At 69.1% G+C, this 14,130-nt stretch carries 18 protein-coding genes; 7 read left to right on the plus strand and 11 right to left on the minus strand.

Annotated elements, in window-relative coordinates; genetic code table 11:
• Positions 1-110: 110 nt before the first annotated feature.
• From NDI65_RS02155 to NDI65_RS02185, 7 genes are all read right to left on the minus strand, one after another.
• The gene (locus NDI65_RS02155; protein ID WP_007273592.1) at positions 111-713 is read right to left on the minus strand and encodes a CDP-alcohol phosphatidyltransferase family protein; all 603 of its coding nucleotides are present in this window, start codon (positions 711-713) and stop codon (positions 111-113) included.
• On the minus strand, positions 710-1,219 hold the full coding sequence (locus tag NDI65_RS02160) for an adenylate kinase family protein (protein WP_310893337.1): 510 nt from the start codon (positions 1,217-1,219) through the stop codon (positions 710-712). Before NDI65_RS02160 ends, NDI65_RS02155 begins: the two co-directional genes overlap by 4 nt.
• Positions 1,216-2,301, minus strand: a complete 1,086-nt coding sequence (hisC, locus tag NDI65_RS02165) for a histidinol-phosphate transaminase (protein ID WP_310893339.1) — start codon at positions 2,299-2,301, stop codon at positions 1,216-1,218. The genes NDI65_RS02160 and hisC overlap by 4 nt, the downstream gene beginning before the upstream one ends.
• 78 nt (positions 2,302-2,379) lie before the next feature.
• Positions 2,380-3,960: a GMC family oxidoreductase gene (locus NDI65_RS02170; RefSeq protein ID WP_089778193.1), complete on the minus strand. Its 1,581-nt coding sequence runs from the start codon at positions 3,958-3,960 to the stop codon at positions 2,380-2,382.
• Positions 3,953-4,570, minus strand: coding sequence for a gluconate 2-dehydrogenase subunit 3 family protein (locus NDI65_RS02175; RefSeq protein WP_089778195.1), 618 nt, complete (start codon positions 4,568-4,570; stop codon positions 3,953-3,955). The genes NDI65_RS02170 and NDI65_RS02175 overlap by 8 nt, the downstream gene beginning before the upstream one ends.
• A gap of 41 nt (positions 4,571-4,611) precedes the next feature.
• A complete protein-coding gene (locus tag NDI65_RS02180; protein ID WP_089779886.1) occupies positions 4,612-4,980 on the minus strand; it encodes a DUF1648 domain-containing protein in 369 nt (122 codons plus the stop codon).
• Positions 4,981-5,043: 63 nt separating this feature from the next.
• Positions 5,044-5,775: a fumarylacetoacetate hydrolase family protein gene (locus NDI65_RS02185; RefSeq protein WP_089778196.1), complete on the minus strand. Its 732-nt coding sequence runs from the start codon at positions 5,773-5,775 to the stop codon at positions 5,044-5,046.
• A 308-nt stretch (positions 5,776-6,083) separates the two neighbouring features.
• Here NDI65_RS02185 and NDI65_RS02190 point away from each other — a divergent pair, with 308 nt between their 5' ends.
• Together NDI65_RS02190 and NDI65_RS02195 are read left to right on the plus strand one after the other, a co-directional pair.
• Positions 6,084-6,800 (plus strand): metal-dependent hydrolase, encoded by a 717-nt coding sequence (locus NDI65_RS02190; protein WP_089778198.1) that lies wholly within the window; start codon positions 6,084-6,086, stop codon positions 6,798-6,800.
• A 104-nt stretch (positions 6,801-6,904) separates the two neighbouring features.
• Entirely contained in the window at positions 6,905-7,303 is a 399-nt protein-coding gene (locus NDI65_RS02195; RefSeq protein WP_310893340.1) for an OsmC family protein, read from the plus strand.
• Between the two features lie 100 nt (positions 7,304-7,403).
• Here NDI65_RS02195 and NDI65_RS02200 read toward each other — a convergent pair whose 3' ends face one another.
• The 3 genes from NDI65_RS02200 to NDI65_RS02210 form a co-directional block, all read right to left on the minus strand.
• Positions 7,404-7,538: a hypothetical protein gene (locus NDI65_RS02200; RefSeq protein WP_004968055.1), complete on the minus strand. Its 135-nt coding sequence runs from the start codon at positions 7,536-7,538 to the stop codon at positions 7,404-7,406.
• A gap of 78 nt (positions 7,539-7,616) precedes the next feature.
• Positions 7,617-8,213 (minus strand): DJ-1/PfpI family protein, encoded by a 597-nt coding sequence (locus NDI65_RS02205; protein ID WP_042663859.1) that lies wholly within the window; start codon positions 8,211-8,213, stop codon positions 7,617-7,619.
• Between the two features lie 125 nt (positions 8,214-8,338).
• Positions 8,339-9,121, minus strand: coding sequence for an HAD-IIA family hydrolase (locus tag NDI65_RS02210; RefSeq protein ID WP_089778200.1), 783 nt, complete (start codon positions 9,119-9,121; stop codon positions 8,339-8,341).
• Between the two features lie 78 nt (positions 9,122-9,199).
• Here NDI65_RS02210 and NDI65_RS02215 point away from each other — a divergent pair, with 78 nt between their 5' ends.
• From NDI65_RS02215 to NDI65_RS02235, 5 genes are all read left to right on the plus strand, one after another.
• Complete coding sequence (locus tag NDI65_RS02215; protein WP_042663858.1) at positions 9,200-9,454, plus strand: hypothetical protein; 255 nt, start codon at positions 9,200-9,202, stop codon at positions 9,452-9,454.
• A gap of 72 nt (positions 9,455-9,526) precedes the next feature.
• Positions 9,527-10,312, plus strand: coding sequence for a GTP cyclohydrolase IIa (locus NDI65_RS02220; protein ID WP_310893343.1), 786 nt, complete (start codon positions 9,527-9,529; stop codon positions 10,310-10,312).
• A gap of 3 nt (positions 10,313-10,315) precedes the next feature.
• Positions 10,316-11,314, plus strand: a complete 999-nt coding sequence (locus NDI65_RS02225) for a zinc-binding dehydrogenase (RefSeq protein WP_007273581.1) — start codon at positions 10,316-10,318, stop codon at positions 11,312-11,314.
• Between the two features lie 6 nt (positions 11,315-11,320).
• On the plus strand, positions 11,321-11,698 hold the full coding sequence (locus NDI65_RS02230; protein WP_042663854.1) for a 6-carboxytetrahydropterin synthase: 378 nt from the start codon (positions 11,321-11,323) through the stop codon (positions 11,696-11,698).
• Position 11,699: 1 nt separating this feature from the next.
• The gene (locus tag NDI65_RS02235) at positions 11,700-12,797 is read left to right on the plus strand and encodes a glycosyltransferase family 4 protein (RefSeq protein WP_310893346.1); all 1,098 of its coding nucleotides are present in this window, start codon (positions 11,700-11,702) and stop codon (positions 12,795-12,797) included.
• On the opposite strand, the gene NDI65_RS02240 is transcribed toward NDI65_RS02235, so the two are convergent.
• The gene (locus tag NDI65_RS02240) at positions 12,794-14,098 is read right to left on the minus strand and encodes an MFS transporter (protein ID WP_310893348.1); all 1,305 of its coding nucleotides are present in this window, start codon (positions 14,096-14,098) and stop codon (positions 12,794-12,796) included. The two genes, NDI65_RS02235 and NDI65_RS02240, sit on opposite strands and share 4 nt — an antisense overlap.
• Between the last annotated feature and the right edge of the window lie 32 nt (positions 14,099-14,130).

Raw genomic sequence — 14,130 nt, forward strand, 5'->3', positions numbered from 1 at the left:
TATATGAGAGTATACTGCGCAGTTGTGCATCATTCAATTCGTTCTCAGATGGTGATCTGAAATACATAAATCCGCGTTCCCGGGCAACATCCTCGGGCAGTCGAACGGGGTTACGTCAAGTCGCCCCACGCGCCCCAGAAGCGCTGGACTGCGGTGAGGTGACCGACGACGGCGAAGAACACGAGGAGCCAGCCGACGAGCGTCAGCCCGCCGACGGCGTCGGGGTAGACGGCGGCCGCGAGGCCGACGAGACCCATCAGCGCCAGTCGGTCGGCGCGGCCGACGAGGCCGCCGTAGGCGCGCCCGAGGCCGACCGCCTGAATCTGCGTGCCGAGGTAGGAGGTCATGAGGACGCCCGTGACGGCGGCGAGGCCCAGCGCGAACGAGTCGATACCGGCGGCGAGACCGACGAGGACGACGATGTCGGCGTAGCGGTCGAGCACGTGGTCGAGCAGGTCGCCGGCCTTCGAGGAGACGCCCTGTTCGCGGGCGAGCGCGCCGTCGACGAGGTCGAGCCAGCCGTTGCAGAAGACGAACACCGCGCCGAGGCCGTACCAAAGCGGGTCGGCGAGGCCGAAGGCGACGCCGGCGGCGACGGCGAACCCGAAGGCGACGACGCTCACGCCGTTCGGCGAGAGGCCGACGGCGTCGGCGACGGAGACGAACGGGGCGAGCAGTTTGTCGGCGGTGTCGCGGTACTGGTCGAGCGTCATAGATATTCGATGAAGTCGACGGTCCCCGCCGAGGGGTTGCGCTCGCCCGCGACGACCGCCGCGATGTCGTCGGCGACGGCGTCGGGGTCGCGGTCGGTCGTGTCGATTTCGTACACCGCGTCCTCGCCGTGGAACTCGACGGCCTCGCCGAGAATCACGTCCAGCGCCTCGGACTCGCGGTTCTCGCGCGCCTTGGCCTCCGACTCGCCGCGGTCGAGGAGTCGCTGTTCGAGGATATCGGGGCGACACCGAAGCACGACCACGCGGTCGGCCTCGAAGTGGTGTGCGAGGTGGCTCTCGACGACGCCGTCCCAGTCGCCGAGTTCGTCGCGGGCGGCGTCGAGGTCGACGACGAGCGTGTCGCGGTCCTCGTCGCGCTCGGTCCAGAGGCCCTCGTCTTTGACGAGTCGGTTGAGGTGGACCACGTCGAGGTCGAGGTCGGCGGCGACGCGCTCTGTCGCCGTGGTCTTGCCGGTGCCGGGCGTGCCGGTGACGACGACTCTCACGCCGGTGGCACCTCCGAGACGACGCGGTTGAGCACGTCCACGGCGCGCTTCGTCTGGGCTTCGGTGCCGCAGGAGACGCGGATGCACTCCGGCAGGCCGAAGCTCCCGCAGTCGCGGACGATGACGCCCTCGCGCTGGGCGGCCTCGGTGACGGCGGTGGCGTCGCCGACCTCGGCGAGGACGAAGTTGCCCTCGCTTTCCCACGTCGGCGCGTCGAGGTGTTCGCGGAGGTAGTCGCGGGACCACCGGGCCGACTCGACGGACTTCTCGACGTGTGCCTCGTCGCCGAGCGCGGCGAGCGCGGCGCGGCAGGCGACCTCGCTGGCGGCGAACGGCGTGTTCACGCGGGCGTAGGCGTCGGCCCACGCCTCGGGCACGCAGGCGTAGCCGATGCGGAGCCCGGCCAGCCCGTACGCCTTCGAGAACGTCCGCAGGACCGCGATGTTGTCGTACTCCGAGAGGAGGTCGATGGCCGACGGCTCCTCGGCGAACTCGCCGTAGGCCTCGTCGACGACGAGGAGCGTGTTGTCCTCGACGGACTCGGCGAGTTCGCCGAGTTCGTCGCGGGGGAACACGGACCCCGTCGGGTTGTGCGGCGTCGTGAGGTAGACCATGCGCTCGCCGTCGTAGGCGTCGAGGACGAGGTCGGAGGTCTGTTCGAAGTCGTCGCCCTTCGACACCTCGTACTGGACGGCGTCGCCGTGGTGGTAGCGGGCGCTCATCGAGTAGTACGAAAAGCCGGGCGACGGTTCGAGAATCCGGTCGTCGGGTTCGAGCATCGCGCGGGTCAGGTAGTCGATGGAGCCGTCGGCCCCGGGCGACACCCACACCTGTTCGGATTCGAGGCCCCACTTGTCGGCGAGACGTTCGGTCAGGTCCGTGTGGGCGGTCTTCGGGTAGACGCTCACGGTCGGCGCGGCGTCCTCGATGGCGGCGACCGCCTTCGGGCTCGGGCCGTGGGGGTTCTCGTTCGAGGAGAGTTTCGTCAGGTCCTCGGGGTCCATCCCGAGTTCGCGGGCGACCTCCTCTGTCCCGCGGCCGGGTACGTAGGGAGCGTGCGCGGAGAGGTCCCGTGGTTGCATGGTCGGAAAATGCGGGTCGCGGTTCTTAAGCGTGCGTACTCCGGGTCGGCGCAGACGGAACGGACACGCCGACGGCCGTCACCCGAGTTCGGCCCGGAGCGACTCGGCGAGCCGGAGGGAGAGCGCCGCGATGGTGAGCGTCGGGTTCATCGCGCCGCCGGTCGGGAAGACGCTCGACCCCGAAATCCAGAGGTTGTCGAGGTCGTGGGCGCGGCAGTCGGCGTCCACGACGCTCGATGCGGGGTCGTCGCCCATCCGCGTCGTCCCCATGTGGTGGTACGCGGGGCCGGTCTCGTCGGGGCCGACGGTCCAGCGGTCCTCGACGCCGAGTTCGTCCAGCACCCGCGTCTGAATCTCGTTGGCCCGCGAGAGTGCGGCCCTCGTCCGCTCGTCGACCGACCAGTGTATCTCGGGGACGGGGTCGCCGAGGTCGTCGGTCGTCTCCCGGTCGAGGCCGACGTAGTTGTCCTCGCGGGGAAGCTGTTCGACCAGCGCGCCCATCGAGACGTGCGTGCCGTAGCGCTCGTCCAGTTGGTCGAGCAGGTCGTCGCCCCACGTGTCGGCGGCGAGGGCGTCGATGACCGGCGACGGGCCGGCGTAGTTGAGAAACTCCAGTTTGAGGCCGTTGACCGGCTCGGCGTCGTCGTAGAACTGGTGGCACTCGCTGGTGTTGAAGCCGACGTGGTTCTGCCGCGTGGGCCGGTCGAGGCGGCCGCCCATCCCGGCGAACAGGTGGTCCATGAAGTACCGGCCGACCGCCCCCGAGGAGTTGGCGAGGCCGTCGGGGTGGCGGTCGGACGCCGAAAGCAGGAGCAGTCTGATGTTCTCGACGCCGCCGCAGGCGAGGACGAACCGGGTCGCCGCCTGCCTGTGGGTCTCGCCGTCGGGCGTCGTGTAGGCCGCGGCGACGACGCGCTCGCCGGCCGCGTCGTGTTCGAGTCGCCGGACCCGCGCCCGGTCGATGACCCGCGCGCCGGCGGCTTCGGCCTTCTCGACGTGGGATTCGGCGGTGTACTTCGCACCCGAGGGACACACCGGCTTGCACGTCCCGTAGCCGACGCAGGGCGACCGGTCGTCGTAGGGCTCGGAGTTGCGGGCGTTGCCGACCGAGTGCATGTCGATGCCGAGGCGTTCGCAGGCCTCGGCGAAGATGGAGTCCGAGTGCGACGGCCGGAAGGCGGGAAGCGGATAGGGCTCGTCCCGCGGCGGCGCGTAGGGGTTGTCGGCCGCGCCGGCGACGCCCAACTCGCGCTCCGCGGCGGCGTAGTGCGGCCGGAGGTCGTCGTAGCCGATTGGCCAGTCGACTCCGACGCCGTGTCTGGAGTCGAGTTCGAAGTCGCGCTCGTGGAGGCGCATCACCATCCCCTGCCAGTGGAGCGTCGACCCGCCGACGCCCTTCACCCGGGCGGCGTTCAGCGGGTAAAACGAGTCGCCGGAGGAGGAAAACGCGTCCCGCGGGCCGCCCATCTCCCACGGGCCGCCGAGGCCGGGGCGGATGTGCTGTTCCAACTGCTCCCGCCTGTCGCCGTCGAACCGCGGTCCGGCTTCGAGGACGACGACCGACGCCCCCGACTCTGCGAGGCGGTGGGCCACGATACCGCCGGCGGGTCCCGCACCGACGATGCACACGTCGGCGTCGGCGACGGGCGTTCTATCCATCGCTCTCACCGCCGGAGTCGGTTGCCTCGCCCCCGTCCATCGTCGCCCGCCGGTAGCTCTCGGTTCCGCCGGGGTGGCCGATGGGGTTCTCGATGCCGACGAGGCGGCCGCCGGTCGGCGAGGCGTAGAAGGCGTACAGCAGTTCGTTCACGACGTGAAACCGGAGGCGCTCCGAGAGCGTCCCGTCCGGAACCGGGTCGGCGGTGTTGACGCCGAGTTCGCGCAGGAGGCGGTCGCGGTCGCCCGCCGGCAGGTCGGCGAAGGCCGCGTTCTCCCAGTCGCGGGCCACGCCGTCTAACTCGGCCACGGCGTCGACCATCGCATCCCGGCGCGCGTCGTCGCGGGCGCGGCCGACGACGTAGGTCTCGACGAACTCGGGTATTCCTTCGACGGCGCTCGGGTAGACCACCTCGCCGGCGGCGACCATCGTCTCGCGCACCGCGGTCGGTGGGGTGTCACCGTCGCCGTCACCACCGCGCTCGCCGCCCGAACCGCGCCCCTCACCGGTCGAATCGGCGGTCGACGGGTCGAACTGCGTCAGCGAGACGGCCCCGGCGGTGACGCCGAGACCGGCGAGCACGGCCAGCGCGTCCCGTCGGGTCAGTCGCATTCGACGGGGATTAGGCCAGCCTAATTATAGGGTTTGTCCTCTCACCCCGCGCGGTCGAGAACGACGCCCGCGACGGCGCCGAACGTGACGACCGCGACGGGCATATCGAACCGCGCGCCGAGGTTGTACGCGAGGACGAGCGCCTGCACGTACGCGAGAAACGTCGCCAGCACCGTATCGAAGACGGGCGGGACGCTATCGCCGATGGCCGTCGCCCCGGCGAACCGGGTGACGAGGAGCGCGCCGACGCCGATGGTCGGGACCAGAAACACGCCGAGCGGGGCGGCGACGAAGGAGTCGGGTTCGCCCCCGGTTCCGAAGTGAACCGCGACCGAGGGGGGAAGCGCGGGAAGGAGAACGACGCCCACGACGGCGCTGAGTGCGAGTATCGCGACGCCGACGAGTGTCATTCGAGGGACACGCATGCGGTCGGGTTGTGACTCGGCGACGAAAAAACGAGATGCCGGTCGCGCTCAGTCCTGTCGCACGTCGTGTTCGAGGACGCCGACGCCCTCGACTTCGACTTCGACGGTGTCGCCGTCTTCCAGCGGGCCGACGCCCTCGGGCGTTCCGGTCGAGATGACGTCGCCGGGTTCGAGCGTCATGTAGGTCGTGATTTCGGCGACGAGGTCGGGAATCGAGAAGATGAGGTGTTCGATGCTGGAGTCCTGTCGCGTCTCGCCGTTCACGCGGAGCGAGATGCTCGCGTCCTCGGGGAGGTGGTCGGGGTCGGCGAGGACCGGTCCGAGCGGGGCGGAGCCGTCGAACGCCTTCCCGCGGACCCAGTTCGTTTCGATGTCCTGGTCGTCGCGGTTGGACACGTCGTTCATCACGGTGTAGCCCGCGATGACGTCCTCGGCGTCCTCGGGGGCGACGTTCCGGCACTGCTCGCCGATGACGACCGCGAGTTCGGCCTCGTGTTCGACGTTCTCCTTGCCCGCGGGGAGCGTGACGGTGTCGCCGTGGCCGGCGACCGCGTTCGGCGGCTTGAGGAACAGAAGCGGTCGGTCGGGGACCTCCTCGTCGCGCTCCTCGGCGTGCTTGGCGTAGTTGCGGCCGATGCAGACGATTTTCGACGGCTCGCACGGGGGGAGTACCTCGACCTCGTCGAGGTCGTAGTCCTCGCCGCCGAAAGAGACGGAATCGCCGTGCCACTCGCCGGTTCGGACTGCGCCCGCGGGGTCGCGGAATCGAGCGTGATGCATGCCCCACGCCTCGGCGGGGGGCGTGATAGGTTTTTACATCGCGCGGGACGGCCGGTGACGTGAGACATTCTTGCACGATTCTCATCGCTTTTGTAGTCGTGGGATGACGGACGTGTATCGGCCGCCCCGGACAGTTCGTTCGAGTGGACTCCGGCGGCCGATTTTACTGTCGAAATCGACGCGAGAGCGGCGGGGCTGTCCCGTCGAACGACACCGAGAGAACCCCGACGAGCGGGCCCGCCGAAAAGCGGTCACACCGCCCCCTGCGAATAACTTTTTGTGTATTTCGCATGTAACAACCGAGTGCTATGGAACTCACCTGGCACGGTCACTCGACGTGGTACGTCACGGTCGGAGACACCTCGCTTCTCATCGACCCCTTTTTCGACAACCCCGCCACGTCACTCGACCCGAGCGACGTGGAGACGCCGGACTACGTGCTTCTCACCCACGGGCACGCGGACCACATCGCCCACGCAGGCGAGTTCGACGGCGCGACGGTCGTCGGCACGCCCGAACTCACCGGCTACGTCGAAGCCGAGATGGGCGTCGACGACACCATCGGGATGAACATCGGCGGGACGGTCGAACTCGGCGACGCGTTCGTCACGATGGTCCGCGCCGACCACACCAACGGCATCAACACCGGCTACGAGCACGAGGCCGGGATGCCCGGCGGCTACATGATCAGCGACACGGTGCCGACACAGGAGTCCGACGACGAGTCGACGACGTTCTACCACGCCGGCGACACGGGACTCATGACCGACATGCGCGAGATTTTCGGTGCCTACTTCGAACCCGACGCGGCCGCGCTCCCGGTCGGCGACCACTACACGATGGGGCCGTGGCAGGGCGCAGTCGCCGCCGACTGGCTCGGCGTCGACCACGTGTTCCCGATGCACTACAACACGTTCCCGGCCATCGAAATCGACGTGCGCGACTTCGAGCGCGAGGTGAAAGCCGCCGGCAGTCAGGCCGAGGTCCACGCCCTCGACGGCGACGCATCGTTCACGCTCGAATAACCCCGGCCCCCGGTCGGCGGCGACCCGTTTTGGGGTCGGCGCTTGTGCACACCGTTGTCCTATTGAGGAACTTTTAGGGTCGGTCGCTCCTTTCCTCGGAATGAATGTCCGACATCCAGACCTCTACTGTCAGCGAGGACGGTTTCGCATGCACGAGCCAGGTCGGCGACTTCGACCTCCAGATCGACGCCACCGACGAGACGGGACCGAACACGAACGCCGCGCTCGTCGCGACGTACGCCTCCTGTTTCCTCCCCGCGTTCCGCGTCGGCGGTCAGAAGACGGGCTTCGACGACCTCGGTAAGGTCCAGATCGACGCCGACGCCGACCTCGACGACGGCGACGACCTCACGAGCATCAGCTTCGACGTCTACGTGGAGTCCGACCTCTCGGACGACGAGTTCGCCGAGATCACGGAACTCGCCGAGGACATCTGCCACGTCCACGACGCCCTCCGCGACGAGCTGCAGGCCGACGTGACCGTCGTCGGCGACGCGTTCTAAGCGTCGCTCGCGGCTCGCGCCGACACGTATCCATTCTTTCGCAGAAATCGACGCCGCCAGCGACGGGTGTCGCGGCGGACGCTGAACCGCGCCCGCCGGGTCAGTAGCGGCGCTTCTTATAGCTTCGAAGACTCATAGCCTCGCCTTCCACGATGATAACCTCGCGGTCTTGGGGGTCCGATTCGACGACGTCGTCGACCTGTTCGCGGAAGTACGGGCTGTTCGGCTCTTCCATACCACTCCCTTCGTCGCCCCTAATAAAAATCTTTGTCAGACATTCTCACACGCGATATCGTGTGAGCGGTTCGGCGAATCAGTCGTCGGCGGCCGCTGCGGCCGGTTCGTGGCTGATTTCGGTGCCGAGCACGTCGAGGAACGCCGCCAGCCACTCGGGGTGGTCGGGCCACGCCTGTCCGGTGACGAGGTTGCCGTCCACGGTCACCTCGTCGACCCACGAACAGCCCGCGCGCTCGACCTCCGCGCGGACGGCGGGGTAGGCAGTCATCTCGTAGCCGTCGAGGACGCCCGCGGCGGCGAGAATCTGCGGGCCGTGGCAGATTGCGGCGACCGGCTTCCCCTCGTCGAAGAAGTGCCGGACGGCGTCGAGGACCTCGTCGTAGCCGCGGAGGTACTCCGGCGCGCGCCCGCCGGGGACGACGAGCGCGTCGTAGTCGGCGGGGTCCACGTCGGCGAACGTCGCGTTCAGCGCGAAGTCGTGGCCGCGGGTCTCCAGATACGTCTGGTCGCCGCGGAAGTCGTGGACGGCGGTCTTACACCGGTCGCCGTCCTCCTTTTCGGGACACACCGCGTGGACCTCGTGACCCACCATCTGGAGCGCCTGAAACGGTACCATAATCTCGTAGTCCTCGACGAAGTCGCCGGCGAGGAGCAGAATCTTCTTTCCGGACATGGGCTTCACCCGACCAGTAGTTGTCGCGTCAGAACGATAATGATTGTGCAGGCGGGGAGCGGCGGCCGAGATGTCGAGAGTCGCCGGCTCTCGCGGTCGAACCGGGGTGCGCCGAGACGATGCGCCTACTTCGAGACGATGCGCCCGATGTCGCCGAGGCCGTCGAGGACGAAGTCGGGTTCGTAGTCGCTCGCCGCGAGCGCCGCGTCGTCGGTCACGCCGGTTCGGACCAGCGCGGTTCCCATACCCGCGTCGAGGCCGAACGCGATGTCGGTGTCGAGGCGGTCGCCGACGATGAGGACCTCCTCGGGCGGCAGGTCCAACTTGTCGAGGACGAACTCCTGGGCGACCTTCGAGGGCTTGCCGAGAATCGCCTCGGGGTCGCGCTCGGCGACGCCCGCGACGGCGTTGATAATCGCGCCCGACCCGGGGATGTCGCCGTCGGCGGTCGGGATGATGACGTCGGGGTCGGTGCCGTAGAAGGCGGCCCCGGACCGGAGCGCGCTGTTGGCGTCGCGGAGGTCGTCGTAGTGGAACTCGCGGTCGATGGCGACGACGACGACTTCGGGCTCGTCGCCCGGCCCGACGAGTTCGAGGCCGGCGTCTCGAAGCTGGTCGCGGAAGCCCGACTCGCCGATGCAGAAGGTCCGCGCGCCGGGATGTCTGTCGGCGAGGTACGCCGTCGTCGTCGTGCCGGAGGTGACGACTTCGTCGGCGGTCGCGTCGATGCCGGCCCGACGGAGCCGCGCCTCGTAGGCGACGGGCGCTTTCGTCGGGTTGTTCGAGACGAACAGCCGGTCGAGCCCGGCGGCGTCGACGGCGGCGAGGCCGTCGAGCGCGCCCGGAATCGCTTCGTCACCGCGAACGACGGTTCCGTCGACGTCGAGAACCACTCCTCTGTAGTCCATCGTCCTCGGTAGGGAACCGGGGCTGTTGAACGTTCGCCCGAGAGAACCGTTATGTTCCACGGTGGCATATGTCACTGTATGGATGTCTCTTCGAAGCGGCTGGTCGGGTGGCTCCGCGGCCCGGCGACCGGCAACAGCCCCATCGGCGTCTACGGGCTCGTGACCGCGATGGTCGCGGTGTTTCTGACCTACTCCATCGTGGCCACGGTCTCCGTCGTCGGCCCGTTGCTGTCGACGACGGCCCTCCTCCTCCTGTCGGTCGGCGTGTGGCTCGCGACGTGGGCGGTCCTCGACGTCGTCGCCAGTCGGACGCTCCGGGAGTCGGAGGGCTGAACCGTCTCCGGGGTTGCGGCGGAACCGTCACAGAACCAAAGACCAATATGCGCGTCGCCCCACTCGTCTACCGTGACGAACACGCAGCTGACACTCGTCCAAATCGACAACTACGGGCCGTGGACGGTCACTCCGGACCCGCGGCGGGAGATGGACCTCCAGACGCTCCAGTCGCGGCTCTTCGCCGACTTGGCCCAGTTCGTCGGCGCTCGCGACGGGTACGCGTTTTTCACCCGGTTCGACAACATGGTCGCGGTCACGAACGGGCTCGACCGCGACGACCACGAACTGCTGCAGGAGTCTATCGCGAACCGCTATCCCGTGACGCTCAGTCTCGGCATCGGCGTCGACCGGTCGCCCGCGGTCGCGCTCGAACGCGCCACCGACCGCATCCAGCGCGTCGGGAGCGCACAGGACGGCGACCGCCGCGAAGTGCTCTCCGGGGAGACGCTCGCGGACGCCGACCGCACGGGAACCGACCTCCAAATCGCGCACTTCGACGTGAACGACGCGACGGGCAAGTACACCGACCGCCTCAACGAGTTCGACACGTTCATTCACATCGAACAGGGCTACGCGTCGCTCATGCGCCACCTGCGCGAGGAACACGGCGCGCTGTCGTTTTTCGTCGGCGGCGACAACATCATCTCGGTCACGCCCGACCTCACGGAAGACCAGTACCGCGACGCCATCGACCACGTCGAGGCCGAGGCGGACGTGGAACTCAAAGTCGGCGTCGGCACGGCGTCGAACGCCCACGAGGCCGGCTTCGCGGCGAAGCACGCGCTCGAAGACTGCCGCCACCGCGGCACGACCGTCGAGTTCGCCGACGCCGCCGTCGAGACCGCAGACGACTGAGCGATGGAGGGTCGCGCGGTCTACTTCGTGGCCCCCGAACGCGTCGAGGTCCGCGACCGCGACGTGCCCGCCCCCGGCCCCGGCGAGGTCCGCGTCCGCACGCTGACCTCCGCCGTGAGCTCCGGGACCGAGCGGCTCGTCTACCGCGGCGAGGCCCCGACCGACCTCGACGCCGACGAGTCAATCGCGGCGCTCGACGGCGACCTCTCGTTTCCGCTCCGCTACGGCTACGCCGCCGTCGGCGAAATCGAGGCCGTCGGCGACGACGTGCCCGACTCGCGGCTCGGGAGCCGCGTCTTCGCGTTCAACCCCCACGAGAGCCGCTTTCTCGCCGCTCCCTCGGAACTCATCTCCGTCCCCGACGGCGTGACCGACGAGCGCGCCGCGCTGTTGCCGACGATGGAGACCGCGCTCAACTTCGTGATGGACGGCCGGCCCCTCATCGGCGAGCACGTCGTCGTCTTCGGACAGGGCGTCGTCGGCCTCGTGACCACCGCGCTCCTCGCACAGTTCCCGCTCGGGAGCCTGACCGCGGTCGACTGCGTTGCCGAGCGCCGGGCCATCGCCGAGGGGCTCGGCGCCGACGAGGCGGTCCACCCCGAGTCGCTTGACGCCCCCGCCGACGGGGCCGACCTGACGCTCGAACTCTCGGGCGACCCCGACGCGCTCGACGACGCGCTGTCGGTGACGCGGTACGACGGCCGGGTCGTCGTCGGGTCGTGGTACGGCACGAAGCCCGCCACGCTCGACCTCGGCGGGCGGTTCCACCGCTCGCGCATCAGCGTCGAGAGCAGTCAGGTCAGCACCATCGACCCCGACCTCCGGGGGCGCTGGGACGCCGACCGCCGCTTTTCGTTGGCGTGGGACCACCTCGAAGACCTCCCGCTGGACCCCCTCGTGACCCACCGAATCGACGTCGATGCCGCCGCGCGCGCTTACCGACTCCTCGAAGACGCCCCCGACGAGGCCGTCCAAATCCTCTTTACCTACCGGAACTGTTGACAGTTCATGTACCGCGTCTCGGTTCGCAGGGACCTCATCGCCCAGCACTACCTGACGGTTCCGAACCCCGGCCCGGAGGGTGAGCTGCACTCCCACGCGTTCACCGTCGAGGTCGAACTCTCGGGGCCGGAGCTCGACGAGTACGGCTACCTCGTCGACATCGACGACGTGAAGGCCGCGCTGGACGCGACGCTGTCCCGCTACCGCGACGAGACGATGAACGAGCTCGTGGAGTTCGCGGGGGAGAACCCGAGCGTCGAGCGGTTCGCCCGCGAGGTGTGCGAGCGGTTCGTCGAGGCGGCCTCTCTCGACGCGCCCCAGCACGTCTCGGTCCGCGTCTGGGAGGACGACGTGGCGAGCGCGACCTACGAGACCCCGCTCTGACGTGCGTGTCGGACTCGTCGTCTACGGCCCGCTCGACGGTCGCTCCGGCGGCTATCGCTACGACTCCGAACTCGTCCGCGGACTCCGCGCCGCCGGCGACGACGTGACCGTCGTCTCGCTCCCCGAGCGGCCGTACCGAACGAGACTCCGAGACAACCTCACCGCCGTCCGCCGCCTCCGGAGCCTCGACGCCGACGTGCTCCTACAGGACGAACTGTGTCACCCCTCGCTCGTCGGCGCGAACGCCCTGCTCGACGACGGCGTTCCGGTCGTCTCGGTCGTCCACCACCTCCACTCGCTGGAGCGGTTTCGGTGGTGGCGACGACGCGCCAGACGCGCCGTCGAGAGCCGGTATCTCCGCTCCGCCGACGCGTTCGTGTTCAACAGCGAGACGACGAAACGGACGGTCGCGGCCGTCACCGACCCCGAACCGAGCGTCGTGGCGCACCCGGCCGGCGACCGCTTTTCGTCGTTCGGCGCGCCCCTCGGCGACGACGAGATACGGGCGCGCGCCGCCGACGGCCCGCTCCGAATCGTCACGGTCTGCAACCTCGAACCGCGGAAGAACGTCGACGGCCTGCTCCGCGGCCTCGCCCGCGTCCGCGGCGACTGGGAGCTAACCGTCGTCGGCGCGCCGGTCGACGGCGATTACGCCGACTCCCTCTCGACGCTCGCCGTTGACCGCGGCATCGACGACCGCGTGACCTTCGCGGGCCGGCTCTCGGACGCCGACCTCGCGGCGGCGCTCCGGGCGTCGCACCTGTTCGCGCTCCCCTCGCACTACGAGGGGTTCGGCATCGCCGCGGTCGAGGCGATGGGGTTCGGCCTCCCGGCGCTCGTCTCGTCGGCCGGCGGCGCGAGCGAACTCGTCACCCACCGCGAAAACGGCTTTCTCGTCGACCCGACCGACTCGGCCGAAATCACCGACGCCGTGTCGCCGCTGTGTCGGAATCGCCGGCGACTGCAGTCGCTGTCGCTTTCGGCGCGCGACCGATTCCTCGCGCATCCGACGTGGGACGAGACGGCGGCGGCGATTCGGTCATTCCTGTGCGATATCGTTGGGGATGCAGACGCGGCGTCGCACCCGAACCGCGATTAGCCGCCGGCGGGCGCGGGACTGCCACCGCCGCCACCGCCGTCGGCATCGACGGTTTCTCCCACCTGCGTGTAGACGAGGAGGAGTCCGACCGCGCCGAGCGCCGTCGCGGCCACGAAGGGGACCGCGAAGCCGAAGCCGACGAGGACGCCCGAAAACAGCGCGCCGATGGCGACGCCGAGGCCGAACCCCATCGTGAGAATCGAGAGCGTCGACCCCGACTGCCCCGCCTTGGCGAGGTCGCCCGCGAGGGCGAGCGAGGGGGCGAAGACGGCCGCGACCGCGACGCCCTGCAGGAACCGCGCGAGAATCATCAGCCCCGGCGTCTGGACGAACCCCTGTGCGAGCGTCGTCGGCAACAGGAGGACGAAGCCGCCGACGAGGAACGGCCGCCGCCCGTAGCGGTCGCTCAGTCGGCCGATGGGGTACTGGAAGACCACGTTGGCGAGGACCGTCGCGCCGAACTGCACCGAAAACAGGAACGTCCCCTGGTCGAGGTGCTCGTTGATGACGTTGGCCAGCGGGGCGTACATGGCGATGCTCAGCGCCATCACGACGGTGGCGACGCCGAGGGCGAACACCGGGTCGAGGCCTGACCCGTCTGGGTTCCGCACCGAAAGCGAGATGTCGTCGGCCGCCTCGCTGTCGGTCCGTTCGGGGTCCTCGATGAGCAGTACGATGAGGACGAAACTGACCGCCGCGCCGACGACGGCGACGAGGAACGCGGCGTCGAAGCCGGATAGCTCGACGCCGGCGACCGAGTAGGGTCCGGCGGTGACCACGCCGCCGGCGACGAGCGGGCCGGTCCCGAAGCCGAGCAGTCGGAAGGTGTTGAACAGGCCGAAGTTGCCGCCGCGTTCGTCTTCCCCGGAGAGTTCGTTCACGAGCGCCACCGTGACCGGGATGGTAAACGCCGCGCCGATGCCCTGCAACGCGCGCATGACGAGTATCGAGCCGTAGTCCGCGAACACGAGGTAGCCGGCGCTCCCGACGGCGACGAGCGCGAGGCCGGTCAGGAGAAAGACCCGCCGCCGTCCCGTCCGGTCCGACAGCGACCCCGTGAACGGCTGGCTCAAGCTGTTGAGAAAGCCGAAAAGCGAGAGCACGACGCCGATGAGGAGCTCGGTCGAGAGGGGCAACCCGACGGGGCCGAGCGGGAGCGTCGTCCCGACGAACGACGGCATCGACACCAACTGGCTCCCGATGTACAACGGGAGGACGACGACCAGAAACGAGTTGGCGAGGGCGTCGACCATCCGGGCCAGCGCGAGCGCGAGAATCCGCGTGTCGACGTTCGGGCGCATCGTCGCCCGCTACGGCCCTCCGGCGTATCAAG

The sequence above is a fragment of the Haloferax sp. S2CR25 genome (assembly GCF_031624535.1).
GTDB lineage: Archaea > Halobacteriota > Halobacteria > Halobacteriales > Haloferacaceae > Haloferax > Haloferax massiliensis.

What these genes read in the sequence shown, in the direction of transcription:
- NDI65_RS02195 (WP_310893340.1), top strand. Translation starts at nt 6,905, where the DNA reads ATGTCCGACATCCAGACCTCTACTGTCAGCGAGGACGGTTTCGCATGC.
- NDI65_RS02175 (WP_089778195.1), bottom strand. Translation starts at nt 4,570, where the DNA reads ATGCGACTGACCCGACGGGACGCGCTGGCCGTGCTCGCCGGTCTCGGC.
- NDI65_RS02215 (WP_042663858.1), top strand. Translation starts at nt 9,200, where the DNA reads ATGGATGTCTCTTCGAAGCGGCTGGTCGGGTGGCTCCGCGGCCCGGCG.
- NDI65_RS02185 (WP_089778196.1), bottom strand. Translation starts at nt 5,775, where the DNA reads ATGCATCACGCTCGATTCCGCGACCCCGCGGGCGCAGTCCGAACCGGC.
- NDI65_RS02190 (WP_089778198.1), top strand. Translation starts at nt 6,084, where the DNA reads ATGGAACTCACCTGGCACGGTCACTCGACGTGGTACGTCACGGTCGGA.
- NDI65_RS02155 (WP_007273592.1), bottom strand. Translation starts at nt 713, where the DNA reads ATGACGCTCGACCAGTACCGCGACACCGCCGACAAACTGCTCGCCCCG.
- NDI65_RS02200 (WP_004968055.1), bottom strand. Translation starts at nt 7,538, where the DNA reads ATGGAAGAGCCGAACAGCCCGTACTTCCGCGAACAGGTCGACGACGTC.
- NDI65_RS02205 (WP_042663859.1), bottom strand. Translation starts at nt 8,213, where the DNA reads ATGTCCGGAAAGAAGATTCTGCTCCTCGCCGGCGACTTCGTCGAGGAC.
- NDI65_RS02230 (WP_042663854.1), top strand. Translation starts at nt 11,321, where the DNA reads ATGTACCGCGTCTCGGTTCGCAGGGACCTCATCGCCCAGCACTACCTG.
- NDI65_RS02170 (WP_089778193.1), bottom strand. Translation starts at nt 3,960, where the DNA reads ATGGATAGAACGCCCGTCGCCGACGCCGACGTGTGCATCGTCGGTGCG.
- hisC (WP_310893339.1), bottom strand. Translation starts at nt 2,301, where the DNA reads ATGCAACCACGGGACCTCTCCGCGCACGCTCCCTACGTACCCGGCCGC.
- NDI65_RS02225 (WP_007273581.1), top strand. Translation starts at nt 10,316, where the DNA reads ATGGAGGGTCGCGCGGTCTACTTCGTGGCCCCCGAACGCGTCGAGGTC.
- NDI65_RS02210 (WP_089778200.1), bottom strand. Translation starts at nt 9,121, where the DNA reads ATGGACTACAGAGGAGTGGTTCTCGACGTCGACGGAACCGTCGTTCGC.
- NDI65_RS02180 (WP_089779886.1), bottom strand. Translation starts at nt 4,980, where the DNA reads ATGACACTCGTCGGCGTCGCGATACTCGCACTCAGCGCCGTCGTGGGC.
- NDI65_RS02240 (WP_310893348.1), bottom strand. Translation starts at nt 14,098, where the DNA reads ATGCGCCCGAACGTCGACACGCGGATTCTCGCGCTCGCGCTGGCCCGG.